Source organism: uncultured Caulobacter sp., assembly GCF_937900395.1.
Taxonomy (GTDB): Bacteria; Pseudomonadota; Alphaproteobacteria; order Caulobacterales; family Caulobacteraceae; genus Caulobacter.
The window spans coordinates 13,094-31,045 of sequence record NZ_CALCDX010000046.1 but is presented as its reverse complement, the minus strand read 5'-3'; the positions used below and the strand labels follow the sequence as shown (position 1 = coordinate 31,045).

11 protein-coding genes and 1 pseudogene are annotated in these 17,952 nt (G+C 67.8%); 6 read left to right on the top strand and 6 right to left on the bottom strand.

From position 1 onward, the window contains the following. Positions 1–36 precede the first annotated feature (36 nt). The 5 genes from ftsH to Q0379_RS04045 form a co-directional block, all read right to left on the bottom strand. Complete coding sequence (ftsH, locus tag Q0379_RS04065; RefSeq protein ID WP_299004561.1) at positions 37–1,863, bottom strand: ATP-dependent zinc metalloprotease FtsH; 1,827 nt, start codon at positions 1,861–1,863, stop codon at positions 37–39. A 113-nt stretch (positions 1,864–1,976) separates the two neighbouring features. Further along, a complete protein-coding gene (locus tag Q0379_RS04060; protein ID WP_299004559.1) occupies positions 1,977–2,852 on the bottom strand; it encodes a ribose-phosphate diphosphokinase in 876 nt (291 codons plus the stop codon). Continuing rightward, entirely contained in the window at positions 2,849–4,369 is a 1,521-nt protein-coding gene (locus Q0379_RS04055) for a thymidine phosphorylase family protein (RefSeq protein ID WP_299004557.1), read from the bottom strand. Before Q0379_RS04055 ends, Q0379_RS04060 begins: the two co-directional genes overlap by 4 nt. Continuing rightward, positions 4,366–5,733 (bottom strand): MBL fold metallo-hydrolase, encoded by a 1,368-nt coding sequence (locus tag Q0379_RS04050; protein WP_299004555.1) that lies wholly within the window; start codon positions 5,731–5,733, stop codon positions 4,366–4,368. The genes Q0379_RS04055 and Q0379_RS04050 overlap by 4 nt, the downstream gene beginning before the upstream one ends. Positions 5,734–5,750: 17 nt before the next feature. Continuing rightward, on the bottom strand, positions 5,751–6,914 hold the full coding sequence (locus Q0379_RS04045; RefSeq protein WP_299004553.1) for a hypothetical protein: 1,164 nt from the start codon (positions 6,912–6,914) through the stop codon (positions 5,751–5,753). 175 nt (positions 6,915–7,089) lie between these two features. On the opposite strand from Q0379_RS04045, the gene Q0379_RS04040 reads away from it, so the two are divergent. Both Q0379_RS04040 and Q0379_RS04035 read left to right on the top strand, forming a co-directional pair. Beyond that, the gene (locus Q0379_RS04040; RefSeq protein ID WP_366519295.1) at positions 7,090–8,208 is read left to right on the top strand and encodes a cation-translocating P-type ATPase; all 1,119 of its coding nucleotides are present in this window, start codon (positions 7,090–7,092) and stop codon (positions 8,206–8,208) included. 911 nt (positions 8,209–9,119) lie between these two features. Further along, positions 9,120–9,422, top strand: coding sequence for a low affinity iron permease family protein (locus tag Q0379_RS04035; protein WP_299004548.1), 303 nt, complete (start codon positions 9,120–9,122; stop codon positions 9,420–9,422). Positions 9,423–9,509: 87 nt separating this feature from the next. On the opposite strand, the gene Q0379_RS04030 is transcribed toward Q0379_RS04035, so the two are convergent. Next, positions 9,510–9,818, bottom strand: coding sequence for a hypothetical protein (locus Q0379_RS04030; protein WP_299004546.1), 309 nt, complete (start codon positions 9,816–9,818; stop codon positions 9,510–9,512). Between the two features lie 442 nt (positions 9,819–10,260). On the opposite strand from Q0379_RS04030, the gene Q0379_RS04025 reads away from it, so the two are divergent. From Q0379_RS04025 to Q0379_RS04005, 4 genes and pseudogenes are all read left to right on the top strand, one after another. Next, positions 10,261–11,622 (top strand): hypothetical protein, encoded by a 1,362-nt coding sequence (locus tag Q0379_RS04025; RefSeq protein ID WP_299004543.1) that lies wholly within the window; start codon positions 10,261–10,263, stop codon positions 11,620–11,622. A gap of 31 nt (positions 11,623–11,653) precedes the next feature. After that, complete coding sequence (locus tag Q0379_RS04020) at positions 11,654–14,323, top strand: glucoamylase family protein (protein WP_299004540.1); 2,670 nt, start codon at positions 11,654–11,656, stop codon at positions 14,321–14,323. Continuing rightward, positions 14,302–16,721 (top strand): annotated as a pseudogene (locus Q0379_RS24135) (glycosyl transferase); the annotation flags it as partial. The gene Q0379_RS04020 and the pseudogene Q0379_RS24135, both read left to right, overlap by 22 nt. After that, complete coding sequence (locus Q0379_RS04005; protein ID WP_299004736.1) at positions 16,722–17,939, top strand: hypothetical protein; 1,218 nt, start codon at positions 16,722–16,724, stop codon at positions 17,937–17,939. It abuts the pseudogene before it with no gap. Positions 17,940–17,952: the final 13 nt, after the last annotated feature.

Genomic DNA, 17,952 nt, shown 5'->3' with positions numbered 1-17,952 from the left:
TCAGCCAACGCCCGGGCAGGAAGGGCGCGCCCTGGCTCACGCTCGCCGAGCCTCGGTCGAGGCCGGTCCATCTTGAACCAGGCGTTGCAGTTCAGCCTCGTCAAGGGTTTCCTTCTCCAGCAGCAGCTTGGCGCCGCGCTCGAGCGCCGCGCGGCGGCTTTCGAGGATTTGCACCGCGCGCGCGAAGACCGCCTCCACCATGGCGCGCACCTCTTCGTCGATCGCGTCGGCCGTGGCCTCTCCGAAGTCGTTCTCCCGCATGAACGAAGGCGGAGCATCTCCGGCGCTGAGAAAGGTCCGAGGCTCTCGATCATAGGAGACAGGCCCAAGCCGCTTGGACATGCCGTAGCGCGTCACCATGCTTCGCGCGATATCGGTCACCTTGCGAAGGTCGTCCGCGGCGCCGGTCGACAGATGTCGGAAGATGATCCATTCGGCGGCGCGACCGCCCAGGAGCGCGCACATCTTGTTCTCCAGCTCCTCCTGGGTCATCAGAAAGCGGTCCTCGGTCGGGCGCTGGATCGTGTAGCCGAGCGCCCCCACCCCGCGCGGGATGATCGAGACCTTGTGCACCTGCTCGACCCCCGGCAGCGTGAGGCCCACCAGGGCGTGACCCATCTCATGGTGCGCCACCACCTCGCGCTCCTTCGGATTCAGCAGGCGGTTGCGCTTCTCCAGGCCAGCGACGATCCGCTCCACGGCTTCGTTGAAATCCGCCAAGGTTATCGCGTCGGCGCGGCGGCGCGTGGCCAGGAGCGCCGCTTCATTGACAAGGTTGGCGAGGTCAGCGCCCGTAAAGCCGGGCGTTAGGGCCGCGACCTTCTCGAGATCGACGTCCGGCGCGAGCTTCACCCTTCGGGTGTGCACCCGCAGAATATCAATCCGACCCTTCTTGTCCGGTCTGTCCACAAGCACCTGGCGGTCGAAGCGCCCGGCACGCAGCAGCGCTGGGTCAAGGATTTCGGGCCGGTTCGTCGCAGCGAGCAGCACCAGCCCCGTGCTGGAATCGAAGCCGTCCAGTTCCACCAGCAGCTGATTGAGCGTCTGCTCTTTCTCATCGTGCCCGCCCCAGGCGTAGAGGCCGCGGGCGCGCCCCAAAGCATCGAGCTCGTCGATGAAGATAATGGCCGGCGCGCGCTCGCGGGCCTGCTGGAACAGGTCGCGCACCCGCGCCGCGCCGACACCCACGAACATTTCCACGAACTCCGATCCGGAGATCGAGAAGAAGGGAACTTTGGCTTCCCCCGCCACCGCCTTCGCGAGCAATGTCTTGCCGGTGCCCGGCGGCCCAAGGAGCAGTATTCCCTTCGGCATACGGCCGCCCAGGCGGCTGTACTCTTGCGGGCTCTTCAAGAAATCGATGATCTCCTGAAGCTCGGCTTTCGCCTCGTCCACGCCGGCAACATCGCTGAACGTTACGCCGGTGTCGGCTTCAACATAGACCTTCGCCCGGCTGCGCCCCACCTGCATCAATCCGGCCGGCCCTGCCTTGCGAGAGAGCCAGGCCCAAAGGCCAAAGAACAACAGGACCGGAACCACCCAGGAGAGCAGATCGCGCAGGAAGGTACTCTCGACCTGGCCGCTATAGACGACACCGTACTTGTCAAGCTCACGGGCAAGCTCGGGCTCGACGCGCGCCGAAACGAAGGCGCTCTTGCCCTGCACGGGCTGCTTCAGCCGGCCTTGGACGAACTCGTCCGAAATCCCCACCTCGGCGATCTTGCCTTCGCGAAGCAACCGTTCGAACTGGCTGTACGGAATTTGAGCCACCTGGGTGGCGACGCCGATGTAGTGCTGGATGGCCAACACGCCGAGGAAGGCGATGAGCCAATAGGCCACATGGAATCGTGCCTGCTTGTTCATCGCCGGCTCACGAGGCGGACTGCGGGCAAGGCCGCGTGACGCCGGCCCAAGGTGTCAGGTAAGTCGCGCCCGGCGCCCCACTGTGTTTGGTCTGACGAGAGGATCTGCATGCTCTAGATTCCTGACAAGCCATCGGCCAGCATACGAGCAATCGAAATGCCGTTCGAAGGGTGTGGAACGCTATCGGTCGTGACCACCGTCGCGGCGAGCGCCGACAGCCGCTCGAACGAGTCCTGGGCGAAGAGCCCATGCACAGCTAAGCAAACCGGCCTCCCCACCCCTGCGGCCCGAAGCATTCTCGCCGCCTGGATCATCGTCGTCCCTGACGAAATGATGTCATCGATCAGCACGGGCTGGCGTCCGGAAAACGTCGCCAGCGCTGGCAGCTCAATCTCGACTTGGCGGTCTGCGCGGCGCACCTTGGTCAACACGGCGAAGGGCGCTGCTGCGCGATGGGCGACGGCCTCAACCCATTGACGGCTCTCGACGTCCGGTCCGATCAGCAGCGGTCGCTCGACGTTCACGCGCACCCAGTCGGCCAGTAGCGGTGCTGCGTGGAGCGCTCGCGCCGGGATGTCGAAAATCTCGCCAAGCGCGCGGATCCGATGCAGATGCGGATCGACCGTCACCAAGCCTTCGAAAGCGTGAGACAGCAGGCGCGCGAAATGGCGGGCGCTGATGGCCTCGCCCTCCGCAAATGCGCGGTCTTGACGCATATAGGCCAGATAGGGCGCCACCAACACAACGCGCCTTGCGCCGGCATCGCGCGCCGCTCCAGCCGCAAGCAGCAATCGAAGGGTCCGCCGATCTGGATGCGCCAGGGTGCAGACCGCATAGACCTCGTCCCCCAGGACGGCCCGCCCGAGGCGCACATAGGTCTCGCCGTCCGGGAACCGGCGAGTGCGGAGACCGCAAAAGGCGCCGCCAGTTTGGACCGCGAGCCAACGGGCGAGCCGTTCGTTGCCTGGCAAGGCGAGGAAGACCTTCAAAGCTCGACTCCGATGATGTCGGGGTTGGCGCGCGCATATTCGCCCGCGTAATCGAGCTCGCCCACCGCCTGGGCATGGAGCGTCATCATGGCCTGGCCCGCAACGACCTCGTCGCCAATCTTCACGTGCAGCTCCAGCCCGGCGGCCTTCGCTTCATGCGCGCCGGCGAGCTTGGCCAGCTTGGCCAGCTTGCGGTTGTTCAGATGCACCACGGTTCCGGCGTGCGACAACGGTAGGACCCGCGTCAACGGCGCCCGCGGCGGTGAGCGAAAGGCGCCTTGCGCGCGGCAAATCGCCTGAAACTTCGCCCAGGCCCGGCCATCATCCAGCGCCGTCCTGGCCAGGTCGACGCCGCCGCCTTCGCACGCGGCCCCGCCCAATTCGAGCACCGCGCCGGCCAAGGCGAGGGCGCGCTCCCGAAGATCGCGCGGGGCCTCCGGCGCCCCTTGGAGCACCGCCAGGACGTCCCGCGCCTCCAGCGCCGGGCCGATGCCGCGCCCGACCGGCTGCAAGCCATCGGTGATCACGCAACGGACCTGGAGTCCGAAAGCGCGGCCGACGCTGACAAGCCGCTCGGCCAAGGCCTGCGCATCCGCCGGCGTCCGCATCTTCGCCGTCGGCCCGACCGGGATATCGATGATCACGTGATTGGAGCCGGCTGCGATCTTCTTGGACAGGATCGAGGAGACAAGCTGTCCCTCGGCGTCCATCTCTAGCGTGCGGCCCATCCGAGCAATGATCTCGTCGGCCGGGCTCAGCGACATCCTTCCGCCCCAGACAAAGCAGCCACCCTCCATTTCGACGACCTGACGGACAGCATCGATCTCCAGGTCGACGCGGGTCAGCACCTCCATGGTGTCCGCAGTGCCCGCCGAGGAGGTGATCGCGCGCGACGAGGTCTTGGGGATGACGAGGCCGAGGGCGGCGGCGATCGAGACCACGATCGGCGTGGTGCGGTTGCCCGGCAGTCCGCCGATGGAATGCTTGTCGAGCACAACCGGCCGCTTCCAGGTGAGGCGCCTTCCCACGTCGACCATGGCGCGCGTCAATTCCGTGGTCTCGTTCAGGTCGAGCGGCAACGCAGAACAGGCGGTGACAAACGCCGCCAGATGCGCCTCGGCATAGCGGCCTTCAACGATGTCTCGCAGGATGGCGGAGAAATCCGCCGGCCCAAGGCGCTCGCCAAAGATCCGGCGCCGCACCCGAGCCAGCGACTCGAGCGGAAGCGGGTGTCGAACCTCGACCTCGGCGCCGCTCTCCACGCCGAGCCTTGCCCAGGCGGCTTCCGAAAGGCCGATTTCGTTGGGCCGCAGGACCTTCGACGTAACATGGTACAAGGTGGCGGTGATCGTGGCGGTTGGCCCGCTCACCACCACCTGCGATCGGGGGGCCAACCCTTCGGCGTGGCTAACCGGCGAGTCTGCCCGCACCAGAGCGACGGGCTCGTCCTGCGTCACCAGCCCGAACCGGCGCGCCGCGAGCCGGGTCTTGCGAAGGTCGCCGCCTGAATCCGTCATGCGGCCAACTCATAGCGTCTGAAGGGCTCGGCGACCGTGCACCGCCAGCCCAGTTGGCGGCTGATCCGGTCACGCAGCGCCTCCGATGCGGCGGGCTCGCCATGGACGATGAAGGTTTCCCGCGGCGGCGCTTCAAAGGCTGACAGCCAACGCAGAATTTCCTCGGCGTCGGCATGTGCGGAAAGCATCGACAAATGTACGGCCGCGGCCCGGATCGGCCACCACTGCCCGAACATCTTGATCTCGCGAGCGCCGGCCACGAGCTTGGCGCCGCGGGTGCCGACAGCTTGGAAGCCGGTGAATAAGAGGGTGTTTCGCCGGTCGCCGCCGAAAGCCTTGATGTGGTGCAGCACCCGACCGCCGCTCGCCATGCCGCTCGCCGAAATGATGATCTTCGGCATCGCGTTGGCGCTCAGCGCCTTTGAGCCCTCGACCGTCCTGACATACTGCGCCACGGCGCATGTGGCCCCGCAGCCGTCTTTGGACAGGCGGTGCTCGTCCGCATGCCGGGCCAGGAGATCTGTCGCATCGATGGCCATCGGGCTATCGAGAAAGATGGGGACCAGCCCGAGCCGGCCCGCCGCCTTGAGCCGCCAGAGGTGGTGAAGAATTTGCTGGGCGCGGCCCACGGCGAAGGCCGGGATAACGACCGTGCCGCCGCGCCCGATGGTCCGCTCGACGACGGCGAACAGCGCCTCAGCTGGGTCGGTCCGTTCATGCACCCGATCCCCGTAGGTCGATTCCAGCACGAGATAGTCGGCGTCTCGGACCGGCTCCGGGTCGAGCATCACGGCGTCGTCGTAACGTCCAAGGTCGCCCGAGAACACCACTGTCCGGGCTTCCAGGCGAAACCGCGCGGTGGCGGCGCCCAGGATATGGCCAGCGCGCGCGAACCTCAGATGGACGCCCCCGCCCAGGTCGCGCTCGACGCCGGCGGCCTGGCTTGCGAGCGCCAGTAAGCTCCGTTCCGCCTCCTGAACAGTGTAGAGCGGCAAGGCCGGATGGTGCTTGCTGTAGCCGTAGCGGTTCGCCTGCTCGGCCTCGCGCTCCTGCAAGTGGGCGGCGTCGCGCAGGAGAATGCGGCAAAGGTCGGCCGTCGCCGGCGTGCACAGCACCTCGCCGCGGTAACCGTCGCGGATGAGCCTGGGCAGATATCCGCTATGATCGAGGTGGGCGTGGGTCAGCACCACCCGACCGATGCTCTTCGGGGGCGTCGGAAACGGGGCCAAGATCCGCTCGCGCATCGCCTTCAACCCCTGGAAGAGGCCGCAGCCGACGAGGATTCGCTGGCTTTTCCCATCGAGGAGATGACGCGAACCGGTGACCGTCCCGGCACCACCCAAACATTGCAGGCTCAGCGCCATCGCCCTCTCCTCCGCAGTCAGCCTGGACCGGCTGCCCGATCGTCGACTTGACCTAGCGCAAGTCCAGCGCCCGCGTGGAGCGCTTGCGGGTCGCCGGCCCCATCCAGCGCCGAGCGCTCGGCCGCGGTCAGCAGGCGTGCCTCATCGACGCCGACGAGCGCCGCCGCGCTGCGCACGAGATGAGCGAATGTGCACCGGTTCGCGAACAGCATGCCGAACAGGTCCAGCGTTCCTCCACGGTTCTGAAAGCCGTGGGCGCGCAGGCGGCCCGGGCCGCCGTCGATTCGGCGAAGTAGGCCGAGCAAGGGCTCGGGACGCGTGTGCGCCACGAGCACCCGGCGCGCGCTGCGCGGGAACATCGCGTCGAGCCGTTCATCCGACAAGGTGACCGACGCTTCCCATTCGTCGCGGGGCGTTCGCAGGCGGGCCGGCTCCAACAGCGCCGTAAGCCGCACCGGCACGCCCGCGGCGCGAAGGCGTGAACTCGCCGCCTCGGCTTGAGCCAGTTGGTAGGCGCCCACCGCGAGGAACTGCACGGCCGGCGCGGCGTCATGACCGATCTCGACGACCCCTTCGCGCAGGGCCTCGTCGGCCGCGCTTGGCGACAACCGAGCCGCCACCTCGCCTTTAGGCGCCACCACGCAACCGACGACGCCCCGCTGCGCATAGAGGCTCCGCAGAGCCGCGACGGCCGTAGCGCCGTCCACTGGAAAGAGCACTCGCGCGACATCCGCCATCTCGCCGAGCATGGCCTCGCCAATCGTCGGCTCCTGATGCGACTGCTGGTTCTTGCCGTTCTCCCACGTATGCGAAGCGGCCAGGAGGGGGACGCCGAGCCACCCGGGGGCATACCCAGCCTCCTTCTGCTGGCGCGCGAAGATGATCTCCTGCCGGAGGGCCCCCAGCATCTTGGGGGCGAACGCCTCGTAGGTGACGATGAGATTGAGGCCGCCCTTGTTGGCGAGCGCGGCGCTGGCCACAGCCTCCTCGTTCAGCGCGGTGATGACCGCCCCGTCCACCGCCTCGGGCGCCCCCGGTTCGGGACGGTTCACCCGATGCTTGAACCGCGCCAGCGCGGCGCTCATCCGATTGCTGCTCAGTTCGTCGGGGTTGCCGATCCGAAGCCGCAGGTGCGGATTGGCCTCCGCCAGCGCGACGAACCAAGCATCGATGGCCGCCATCGGCGACACCAGCTCCGTGGGAGGGCCTTGCTCCTCCGGAAACACCGGCGTCGCCGTCCACCGCGTCGCAAGCGGATTGTCCCGCTCCGCCGGCCGCTCCTGCTGATCGCGGAGCGCAAAGACGGCTCGCGCGGCGTTCAGCTCTTGCGGTGCGACGTACAGCGCCGCCGCCCGTGTGGGGTGTCAGGTGACTGCCGAGCGGTCGAAGCGGCCGGCCCGCGCCGCGGGGATCAAGGTGATTATGATCACCGGCGACCATCCGGCGACCGCGCTCGCCATCGCGCGTAAGGCGGGGTTCGACACCGAGGCGGGCATCCTGACCGGGGCGCAACTCGCGGCCCTGCCTCAGGATGAACTGTCCCGGCGCATCGCCCAGGTGCGGGTCTTCGCCCGGATCGCACCTGAGCAGAAGTTGACGCTCGTTACGGCGCTGAGGGCCTCCGGGGAGGTGGTGGCGATGACCGGCGACGGGGTCAACGACGCCCCCGCCCTCGAGGCCGCCCATATCGGCATCGCCATGGGTCGGAGGGGTACGGATGTGGCGCGCGAGGCCGCCGACCTGGTGCTCCTCGACGACAGTTTCGCGTCGATCGTCGGCGGCGTCAGGCTTGGACGACGGATTTTCGCCAACCTACGGCGGGCGCTGATCTACATCACTGCGATCCACCTGCCCATCGCCGGCCTCGCGCTGGCGCCGCTGCTACTCGGCTGGCCGCCGATGCTGCTGCCGATGCACATCGTGCTTCTCGAACTGGTGATCGACCCGACCTGTTCGCTCGTGTTCGAGGCCGAGCCCGAGGATCCTAGCGCGATGCAGCGGCCGCCCCGCAGACCCGACGAACTGCTGTTCGGCCCTCGGCAAATGGTGATCGCGCTGGTGCAAGGCGCAGGCGTCCTGATCGGTGCGCTGGGTGTCTATGGGTGGTCGCTCGTCCGGCCCGGCGCGACCGAGTTTGAGGCTCGCGGCGCAGGCTACGTCGCCCTGGTCATAGGCGTCCTGGCGCTCGCGCTCGCCGACTCCGCGCGAATCGGGCGCCTCTTCGCTCCGCACCGAAGGGTCTTCTGGGGCATAGCCGGGGCGGTGCTCGCGGTGCTCGCGGCAATCCTGCTTGTTCCCGATCTCACCGCGATCTTCGCGATCTCGCGGCCGACAGCGACCCACCTCGCCCTTGCCATGGCGGCGGGCGTCCTCGCGGGCGGTTGGACAGGACTTGGCCGACTGACCCACGCCCGGGGGAAAAATGCCTCGGCAAAGGCTCCGCCGAGCCGCCCCCTGGCAAACGGAGCGCCTTGAGATCAGCGGCACAACATGCCTTCGCGTCAGCTCGCCTTGCTGGTCGAGCCGATGTGCCCGACGCCGACACGGGGCTCGACGGCATGGCTGCGGGGCCGCCCCTGTATGCCGCGGATCATCGGTGACCGTATCCTTCTGAACCCGACACCATCGAACGCCCCGGCCGACAGTTTGCGGGTGAAGAGGTCAATCACGGTGGCCAAGTACAGCCAACCCTCGCTGGTGGGCATGCTGGCGAGTTCGGTAAGGCAAGCCTGGTTGGCCATTTGGGCGGTGAAATTGCAGCCGAGGCGTTAGGCGCGATCGGATGGCCGTGGTGGCGCCATCGGTCATGCGTCTGTACCAGGGTAAGGCCGAAAGACCGCCCGCCCCTCACCTTCCGCCCGCATGCGGCGCTGGATGAGAGAAGACCCCTGCAAGACGCCGATCGCCATGCTGGAGATCCATCTCGGCAAGAACAACTGAAGCATGGCCGGCCTTAACGAGGCCGGCGCCTCGATGATGCGCCGGAAAATGACTCGGGACAGCGTCATGGCGCTCAGGTTCGCCTGACCGCCAACGCATTGTGCCGTTGACTTGATGTATCTCAAAAAACGTTCGCGCCATCGGCGCACGCTAAGCCCTGAAGTAGAAATGTTCCCGGCCGCAAGTATCCAAAGGAAGCGCCGATGCCTCGCGATCCGATCACCCCATCAACCCTCAGCGATCGCCCCTCCGATGGGTCGCCTCGAGCATATCGATGTGCGGGCGCGTCGCCGCGCCCGCTGCCACTGCCGACCGACCCGGCGATTGAGTTCCAAGCGGCGCTGAGACGGATTCGTTAGCTGCCCAATGGACTTGGACCGCGCCTTACGAACTTCGCCAGCCGGGTTGCCCGGCTGGCCGGCAGTGCGCCAGCCTTCGCCGCCTGTGTGCTCGTCGTCGTGGCTTGGCCGGCGACCGGTCCGCTCTTCGACTTCTCCGAATCGTGGCAGCTGGTCATCAACACGGGCGCCACGATTGTGACCTTTCTGATGGTGTTTCTGATTCAGAACACTCAGAACCGCGACAATCTTGCCCTGCAGACCAAGCTCGACGAGCTTATTCTCACCTCCGAGGCGGAGAACGAGTTCATTCGGTATCGAGCGCCTGACGGATCGCGAACTCGAGCAACTGCACGCCCGCTGCGCACGGGCCGCGGCCTTGAACGAGAAGTTGGCGCTGCGCGCCCGTGAGGAGATGTCCAGCCGTCGACAGGTTCAAGGCGAGGAGCACGCGCCCTGAACCCGTTGACGCCGCCACAGCGCCCCTAGTTCGACGAGCTAGGCTCGCTTGCGGCGCGCGACGCCCAGCAACGTGATCAGCGCGGTCGCCGCCGACAGCGCAGCCGCCGCCGTGGCGATCGGATGCGCCCTGGCCTCAGCCGCGGCCTTCCCTGCCATCTCTTCGACCTCCCGGGGCGCTTTCTCCGCCAGCGCCTGGGCCGCCTTGCGAAGCGCCTGAGCGGCCTGAGCGACGGCCGTCTCGGCATCGTCGCTGAGGTCATCCGCCGCGGCCCGCAGCGCCTTCGACACGTCCTTCAGGGAATCTTCCAACTCCTGCTTCGCCTTGCGGGTAAGCGACTTCGACATGGCTCATCTCCTGGCCGGTGTATCTCTCCCGCAACCTCGGCCGCTGCGAGCCGCACGACTTGATCGGCGTCAACTGCGAGGCGCCGAGCGAGTTTCCTGCCGGGCGATAGAGGCACGCGTGGCGCGACAGCGACAGCTCGAGAGCGCCCAAGTGAGGCGGCCAGCGGCGCGCAAGTTGATGCCGATCAAGATGACCAAGGTCACGCTCGGATTTCCTTCGCGTGGGCGAACTCGCTCGACGTGAAAGGCCTGCGCGTGTTCGACATCTCTAATCTCATGCACGGGCTCCAGGTGGGAAACCGTCGCGCCCGCCGCCGAATGGCTGATCGACAACTTCCACCTGATCGAGAAGCAGATCCGCGAGATCCGACTGGACCTGCCGCCGAGCTACTACCGGCAACTACCGAAGATCGCGAGCGGCCATCTGGCAGGCTATCCGCGGGTGTTCGGGATCGCCTGGGCGTTTGTCGCCCACACGGACAGCCGCTTCGACACCGATCAGTTTTGCCGCTTCCTGCAGGCCTACCAGGATGTCGCGCCGCTAACGATAGGGGAACTCTGGGCCCTGGCGATCACGCTGGTTGAGAACCTGCGCCGGATCGCTGAACGCGTGATGGCCAGCCGCGCAGGGCGAGCGGCGGCGGACGCATGCTGCGATCGGATACTCGGGCTGACAGGAGGGGGGCCGGAAGCGGCGGACAAGGTGTTGCGGCCTCAAACCGTGCCCCGATTGAGCGACGCCTTCGCAGTGCAGGTCTATCATCGCCTTCGGGACCAGGACGCGCTGGCGGCTCCGGCCCTGAGCTGGCTCGACGATCAGCTCGCGCGACGGGGCGCCACGGCCGATCAGGTGATCCATGACGAGCAGCAGCGCCAAGTCGCTGCGAGCGCAACGGTGCGCAACATCGTGACCAGCCTGCGGCTGATTTCCGACGTGGACTGGGCCGACCTGGTGGAGCGGATCAGCCTCGTCGATGGGTTGCTCAGGGCGGGCAGCGCCTTTGGCGACATGGATTTCGCGACGCGCAACCTCTACCGCACGGCGATCGAACAGCTGGCGCGGGGATCGGGGCGCAGCGAGCTGGACATCGCCCGGCAGGCAGTGGCCGCCGCGGGGCGGGCGAACGATCTCACGGGGGAAGGGCGGCGCTGCGATCCCGGCTATCATCTCGTCGGCCCCGGCCGAACGGCGTTCGAATCGACGATCGACTTTCGGCCGCCGCTTCGAGCCTGGCCCGGCCGGATCATGCATCGGCTCGGGCTCAGCATCTATGTCGCGGCGTTCGTCGCCGTGGCTCTGCTCCTCCTCGCGCCAGCGCTCGCAATCCTGCAACACCTGGGCGCGAGCGGCGCCCTCTTGGTCGCTCTGGGCGTGCTGGGCAGTTTCCCCGCGCTCGACGCCGCCATCGCCCTTGTGAATCGCGGCCTCACCGGCGGCCTTCGCGCGACGCCCCTGCCGGGGCTGGAACTTAAGGGCGGCGTGCCGCAGCGGCTGCGGACCGTTGTCGCCACACCCGTGCTGCTCGGCGACCTGGCGCAGGTCGACGAGCTGATTGAACGGCTGGAAATTCACTACCTGTCGTGCCCGGAGGGCCATCTGCACTTCGCCCTGCTCTCGGATTGGCCCGACGCCGACGGCCCGACCGCTCCTGGCGACGATGAAATCTTCAACGCCGCCGCAACAGGTGTCCGGCGCCTCAACCAGACCTATGGACCGGCGCCCGGGGGCGATCGCTTCCTGCTCCTCCACCGGCGGCGTGTCTGGAGCGACAGCGAAGGCCGGTGGATGGGGGGGGGAGCGTAAGCGCGGCAAGCTTCACGAGCTGAACCGGCTCTTGAGGGGCGCAAGCGACACCACATTTCTTCCCGTCCGGGACCAGATCGTCCCGCAAGGCGTACGCTACGTCGTCACCCTCGATTCCGACACGCGCCTCCCGCGTGACACGGTGCGCCGGCTGATCGGCAAGCTCGCCCACCCCCTCAATCGCTCCCATCTTGATCCGGTACGACGCCGGGTGACCGAGGGGTACGCGATCCTTCAGCCACGCGTCACGCCCGCCTTGCCCCAGAGCCGCGAAGCCTCGCTGTTCCGGCGGGTCTTCGCCAGCCCCGGCGGCATCGACCCCTACGCAGCCGCCGTCTCGGACGTCTATCAGGATCTCTTCGGCGAGGGCTCCTTCACCGGCAAGGGCATCTATGAGATCGACGCATTCGAAGGCGCCCTGGAGGGGAGAGCTCCCGAGGCCACTCTCCTCAGCCACGATTTGTTCGAGGGCGTTTTTGCACGGGCGGGGCTCGCCTCCGACGTCGAGGTCGTGGAGGATTTTCCGGATCGCTACGACGTCGCCGCCGTCCGCCATCATCGGTGGGCGCGCGGGGACTGGCAACTTCTGCCCTGGATCCTGGGCCTGCCTCCGGCGCCCGACGGGCCAAAGAGAAGGACCGGCGTGCCGGCGCTCGGACGCTGGAAGATGGTCGACAACTTGCGGCGAACCCTGTCGCCCGGCGCAGCGCTCACCAGTCTCTGGCTCGGATGGATGGCGACGCCCCCCGCCGCAGCCGCGTGGACCGCCTTCATCGTGGCCGTCTTCGCCATTCCACCGTTCATTCCACCCTTGGCCGCCATCGGCCGTCGCCAGCCGGGCGTGCCTCTGCGGGCGCGCTTCGCTGTCCTAGGGACCGATCTGCGTCTCGCGGGCCTGCAAACAGCGCTTTTGACCATCTTCCTGGCCGATCAGGCTTGGCTCATGGGCGATGCGATCGCGCGCACGCTGTGGCGGGTCCTGGTCTCACGCCGCCATCTTCTCGAATGGACGCCCGCAGCCCAGGCTGCAGCAACCCTTCCATTCAGTCTTGAAGCCTTCTACCGCCGGATGGCCCCAGCCGCCCTCGCAGGTCTCGGGGCGCTCGCCTGGGCCGCCGCTGGAGGCGGGTCAGCCTGGGCCCTTGCAGGCGCGTTCGGACTCATGTGGGCGACCTCGCCAGCGGTGGCGTTCTGGATCAGCCGCCCACCCATACCGCACGCCAAAGCCGCGCTGTCGGACCAGGAGATCGCGCAGCTGCGGCGCAACGGCCGGCGCACATGGCGCTTCTTCGAGACCTACGTGACGCCAGCCGACAACATGCTGCCGCCGGACAATTTTCAGGAGGATCCCGAAGCGCTAGCCCATCGCACATCGCCGACCAACATCGGGCTTTACCTGCTCTCCGTCATAGCCGCGGCGGATCATGGCTGGCTAGGACTGGCGGACGCTCTCGCGCGCCTGGAGGCGGCCTTCGGCGCACTCGACATGATGGCCCGTTTCCGCGGGCATTTCTCCAACTGGTATGACACGCGTACGCTGGAGCCGCTGGAGCCGCACTACGTCTCCTCGGTGGATAGCGGCAACCTCGCCGGCCACTTGGTGGCGCTCGCCAATGCGATGGACGATTGGTCGTCCCGCCCGCCCGCCGCGAGCGCGCGCCTGACGGGCGTCTCCGACGTGATCGAGGTCGCCCTCGAGGAAGCGGCGGCCGCCAGCGACAGTGGGAGCGCAGCGGCGCGCAAGCGGCTGCGGGCCGCGCTCGACCGCCTGCGCCAACAAGCCAGCGCCCTCGGCGCAGTCGAAGAGCCGATCATGGAGGCCTTGGGCGGCCTGTCGGCGCCGGCGTCGGCGGCTCAGCGGGCCTCGGACGCCCTCGCGACCGAAGTCGACGCCCGGCGGCACGATCCTCTGGCCTTCTGGGTCAGCGCCATCTCGGCGACCCTCGCCAGCCATGGTCGCGATCAGGCTGAGAGCGGGTCGCTGCTGCCGTCGCGATTGAACAGCATCGCCCAAAGGGCGCGACGTCTGGCGCGCGACATGGACTTCACATTCCTGCTCAACCCGGAGCGGATGTTGCTCTCCATCGGTTATCGGGCCGCAGACGGCGAACTCGACCCGAGCTGCTACGATCTGCTCGGTTCCGAAGCTCGGCTGGCTAGCTTTCTCGCCATCGCCAAGGGCGACGCCCCACCCCGCCATTGGTTCCGGCTCAGTCACGCGGTGACCCCCGTGGCGCACGGCGTCGCGCTGGTTTCTTGGTCGGGCTCCATGTTCGAGTACCTCATGCCTTCGCTGGTGATGCGCGAGCCGCCGGGCAGCTTGCTGGTGACAACGAACCGGCTCGTCGTGCGGCGGCAGCAGGCCTACGCCGCAGAGCTGGGCGTCCCGTGGGGTATGTCGGAGGCGGCCTACAACACCCGCGACCTTCATCTGAACTATCAGTATATGAGCTTCGGCGTCCCTGGCCTCGGCCTTAAGCGCGGCCTCGATGAGCATGTGGTGGTGGCGCCCTACGCCACCGCTTTGGCCGCCATGGTCGAACCGAGGGCGGCTCTGAAGAACTTCGCGACCTTGCAGAGCCTTGGCGGTCTCGGAGCCCACGGCTTCTCTACGAGGCGATCGATTACACGCCGACAAGGGTGCCCGAAGGTCAGAAGCACACGATCGTGCGCGCCTATATGGCGCATCACCAAGGCATGACCATCGTCGCGATCGCCAACACGCTGGCGAATGGCCGCATGCAGACCCGCTTCCATGCCGAGCCCGTCGTGCGGGCGACGGAGCTCCTGCTCGAGGAGCGTATGCCGCGCGAGGTGGTGGTTAGCCCGCCGCCCGTCACCCGGCATAGCGCGACGGGGCCTGCGCCAGAGTTCGACGCAACCGGTCTGCGACGCGTCGCCTCGCCCTACACCCCGGCGCCGGCCACGCACGTGCTCTCCAACGGCCGCTACTCGGTCATGATCAGCGCCGCTGGGGGCGGTTACAGCCGTTGGGGCGACATAGCCATCACGCGCTGGCGGGAGGACGCCACCCAAGACGCATACGGGGCCTATGTCATCGTACGTGATGTCCACAGCGGTGCAGCGTGGTCGGCAGGCCATCAGCCGATCGGCGCAGAGGCGGATAGCTATCAAGCGGCCTTCAGCGAGGACCATGTGGAGATCTCTCGCCGCGACGGGACTATCACCACGAGACTGGACGTACTGGTTTCCGCAGAAGACGAGGGCGAGGTCAGGCGCGTCTCGATCACCAACGCGGGCCTCGCCACACGCGAGTTCGAGCTGACGTCCTTTGCGGAACTGGCGCTCGCCCCCCAGGCCGCCGACGCCGCCCATCCGGCCTTCTCGAAGCTGTTTGTGGAGACCGAGCACCTGCCGGCCGCCGGCGCCCTTCTGGCGACCCGCCGGCGACGGTCCCCTTCCGAGCCCGAAATCTGGGTCGCGCATTTTGCAATCGTCGAGGGTGAGCCGGCGGGGCGGCCAGAGTTCGACACCGACCGCGCTCAAATCCTCGGTCGCGGCTTCGATGCGAGCACGAGTCCGCACCTTCGCAACGGCGGGCCTCTTGGCGGCGCAACCGGCCCCGTACTCGATCCCGCGTTCGCCCTGCGCCGCCGGATCAGGGTCCCGCCGGGGGGCACCGCGCGGATCGCCTTCTGGACCTTGGCGGCCTCCTCTCCCAAAGGCATTCTCGACCTGATCGACAAGCACCACGAACCGGCGGCGTTCGAGCGCGCCGCCGACCTCGCCTGGACACAGGCACTCGTTCAGCTGCATCACCTTGGGGTGACCCGGACCGAAGCCGCCCTCTTCCAGGACCTGGCTTCCCGCATGATTTACCCGTCCGCGGACCTGCGCGCACCAGCAGATATCCTCGCACGCGGTTTGGGCGATCAGCCGGGTCTCTGGCGCGTCGGCATCTCCGGAGACCTCCCTATCATTGTCCTTCGGGTGGCGGGGCTGCACGACCTCGGCGTGGCCCGCCAACTTGTGAAGGCGGGGGAATATTGGCGCACGAAGCAGCTCGCCTTCGATCTCGTGCTCCTGAACGAACGCGCGGCTTCCTATGTCCAGGACCTTCAGGTCGCCCTGGAATCCCTGGTGCGCACGGCGCAGGCGCGCGGGGGGCTGGGCGGCCAGGCGCCCGCCGGACGCACCGTAGTGCTGCGAGCCGATCTCGTGGCGGACGAAACGCGAACTTTACTGCTCTCGGTGGCGCGCGTGGTGCTGTCGGCCCAGGAAGGAACGCTCGCCGAGCAGCTGGAGCGAGTGCCCAAAGCCGAAGGCCCCCGCCCGGCGACCGCCCCGAGCCAACCTACAGCGGCGCACCCCCCCGCCCCTCCGCCGCCGAAACTCGAATTCTTCAACGGACTGGGGGGATTCGACCAGGACGGCCGCGAATACTGCGTACTGCTGGAGGCCGGGCAAACGACGCCAGCGCCCTGGATCAATGTCGTCGCGAACCCGGAATTCGGCTTCCAGGTCTCGGCCGACGGCGCCGGCTACACCTGGCGACGCAACAGCCGCGAGCACCAGCTCACGCCCTGGTCCAACGATCCCGTCTGCGATCCTACAGGCGAGGCCTCTATCTGCGCGACGAGGAGACCGGCGCGCTCTGGTCGCCGACCGCGGCCCCGATTCGCCTCGAGGACGCGACCTATCTCGCCCGGCACGGTCACGGCTACAGCCGCTTCGAGGCTTGGGCCCATGGCCTCGAAACCGAGCTGCTTCAGTTCGTGCCGCTCGATTCGCCGATCAAGATCATGCGGCTGCGGATCCGCAACGCCTCATCGCGCAGCCGTCGGATCGCCGTCGCCGCCTACGCCGAATGGGCGCTGGGCCCGTCACGGTCTGGCATGGCGCCGTTCACGACCACCCGCCGGGATGACGCGACGGGGGCGCTCTTTGCCCGCAACGCTTGGAACCCAGCCTTCGGATCAGCCGTCGCGTTCGCCGATCTGGGGGGGCGACAGGAGAGCTGGACGGCCGACCGATGTGAGTTCATCGGCCGCAACGGTTCGCTCCGGGCGCCGGCCGCGCTGCGGCGCTCCGGGGCCCTGTCGGGCGAAACCGGCGCCGGGCTGGATCCCTGTGCTGCATTGAAGACCACCGTCGAGGTCGCCCCGTCCGAAGCTCATGAGATCCTCTTCCTCCTCGGCGAAGCGGACAGCGCCGAGGCCGCGCGCGCGCTCGTAGCCAAGTATCGCGCCGCCGATCTGGACGCCGTCCTCGCGGCGGTCAAGCAGCGATGGGACGGCCTCTTGCAGCAGGTCCAGGTCAAGACGCCGGATCGCGCGCTCGATGTAATGCTCAACGGCTGGCTGCTCTATCAGGCTCTGTCCTGCCGCCTCTGGGCGCGATCAGGGTTCTACCAGGCCAGCGGAGCCTATGGGTTCCGCGATCAACTCCAGGACGGCCTGGCCTTCGCCGCGCTGGAGCCGCAGCTGACGCGGGAGCACCTGTTGCGCGCCGCCGGACAGCAGCGGCACGCCTGGGACGGTGAATGGTACCGGCGCGGATGGTTCGACGACGGCGCGCCGCTCGGATCGGTCACGAGCGACGAGTGTCGCATCGACGCTATCGCCCAATCCTGGGCCGTGCTCTCGGCCGCAGGCTCGCCTGCGCGCGCGGCGCAGGCCATGGCGTCCGTCGTGCGACACCTGATCCTTGAGGACGAACAACTCGCCCTTCTCTTCACGCCGCCCTTCGACCGGACGTTGCGCGATCCCGGCTACATCAAGGCGTATCCGCCGGGTGTGCGAGAGAACGGCGGCCAATATACGCACGCGGCGGCCTGGTCGGTGATGGCGTTCGCCGCGCTCGGCGATGGCGATGCCGCCGAGCGGCTTCTGGGGCTGCTCAATCCGGTCAATCACGCGCTGACCCGCCAAGCCGCGCAGCGCTACCGGGTCGAGCCCTATGTTGCGGCTGCTGATGTCTACGCCGCACCGGGACATATCGGCCGCGGCGGCTGGACCTGGTACACCGGCTCAGCCGCCTGGCTGCATCGCGCCGGCCTGGAGAGCCTTCTCGGCCTGCGCCGCGAAGGCCAGGACCTTATCGTCGATCCTTGCATACCCAGGCGCTGGCCAGGCTTCGAAGCGACCGTTCGGACGGGCCGCAGCCGGTATCGCATCGTCGTCGAGAATCCGGCCGGGGTGTGCCGGGGGGTCGTCACCGCAACCCTCGACGGCGTGGCGGTCGCCGGGCGGCCGGCCCGCATCGCCCTGCGCGATGACGAACGCGATCACACCCTGACGCTTCGCCTGGGCATGGACGCGACTCGCCCTCTGACGGCCGGCGGAAATCCGTCTTGACGTGCGTCAATTC

What these genes read in the sequence shown, in the direction of transcription:
- ftsH (WP_299004561.1), bottom strand. Translation starts at nt 1,863, where the DNA reads ATGAACAAGCAGGCACGATTCCATGTGGCCTATTGGCTCATCGCCTTC.
- Q0379_RS04055 (WP_299004557.1), bottom strand. Translation starts at nt 4,369, where the DNA reads ATGACGGATTCAGGCGGCGACCTTCGCAAGACCCGGCTCGCGGCGCGC.
- Q0379_RS04050 (WP_299004555.1), bottom strand. Translation starts at nt 5,733, where the DNA reads ATGGCGCTGAGCCTGCAATGTTTGGGTGGTGCCGGGACGGTCACCGGT.
- Q0379_RS04045 (WP_299004553.1), bottom strand. Translation starts at nt 6,914, where the DNA reads ATGGCGGCCATCGATGCTTGGTTCGTCGCGCTGGCGGAGGCCAATCCG.
- Q0379_RS04030 (WP_299004546.1), bottom strand. Translation starts at nt 9,818, where the DNA reads ATGTCGAAGTCGCTTACCCGCAAGGCGAAGCAGGAGTTGGAAGATTCC.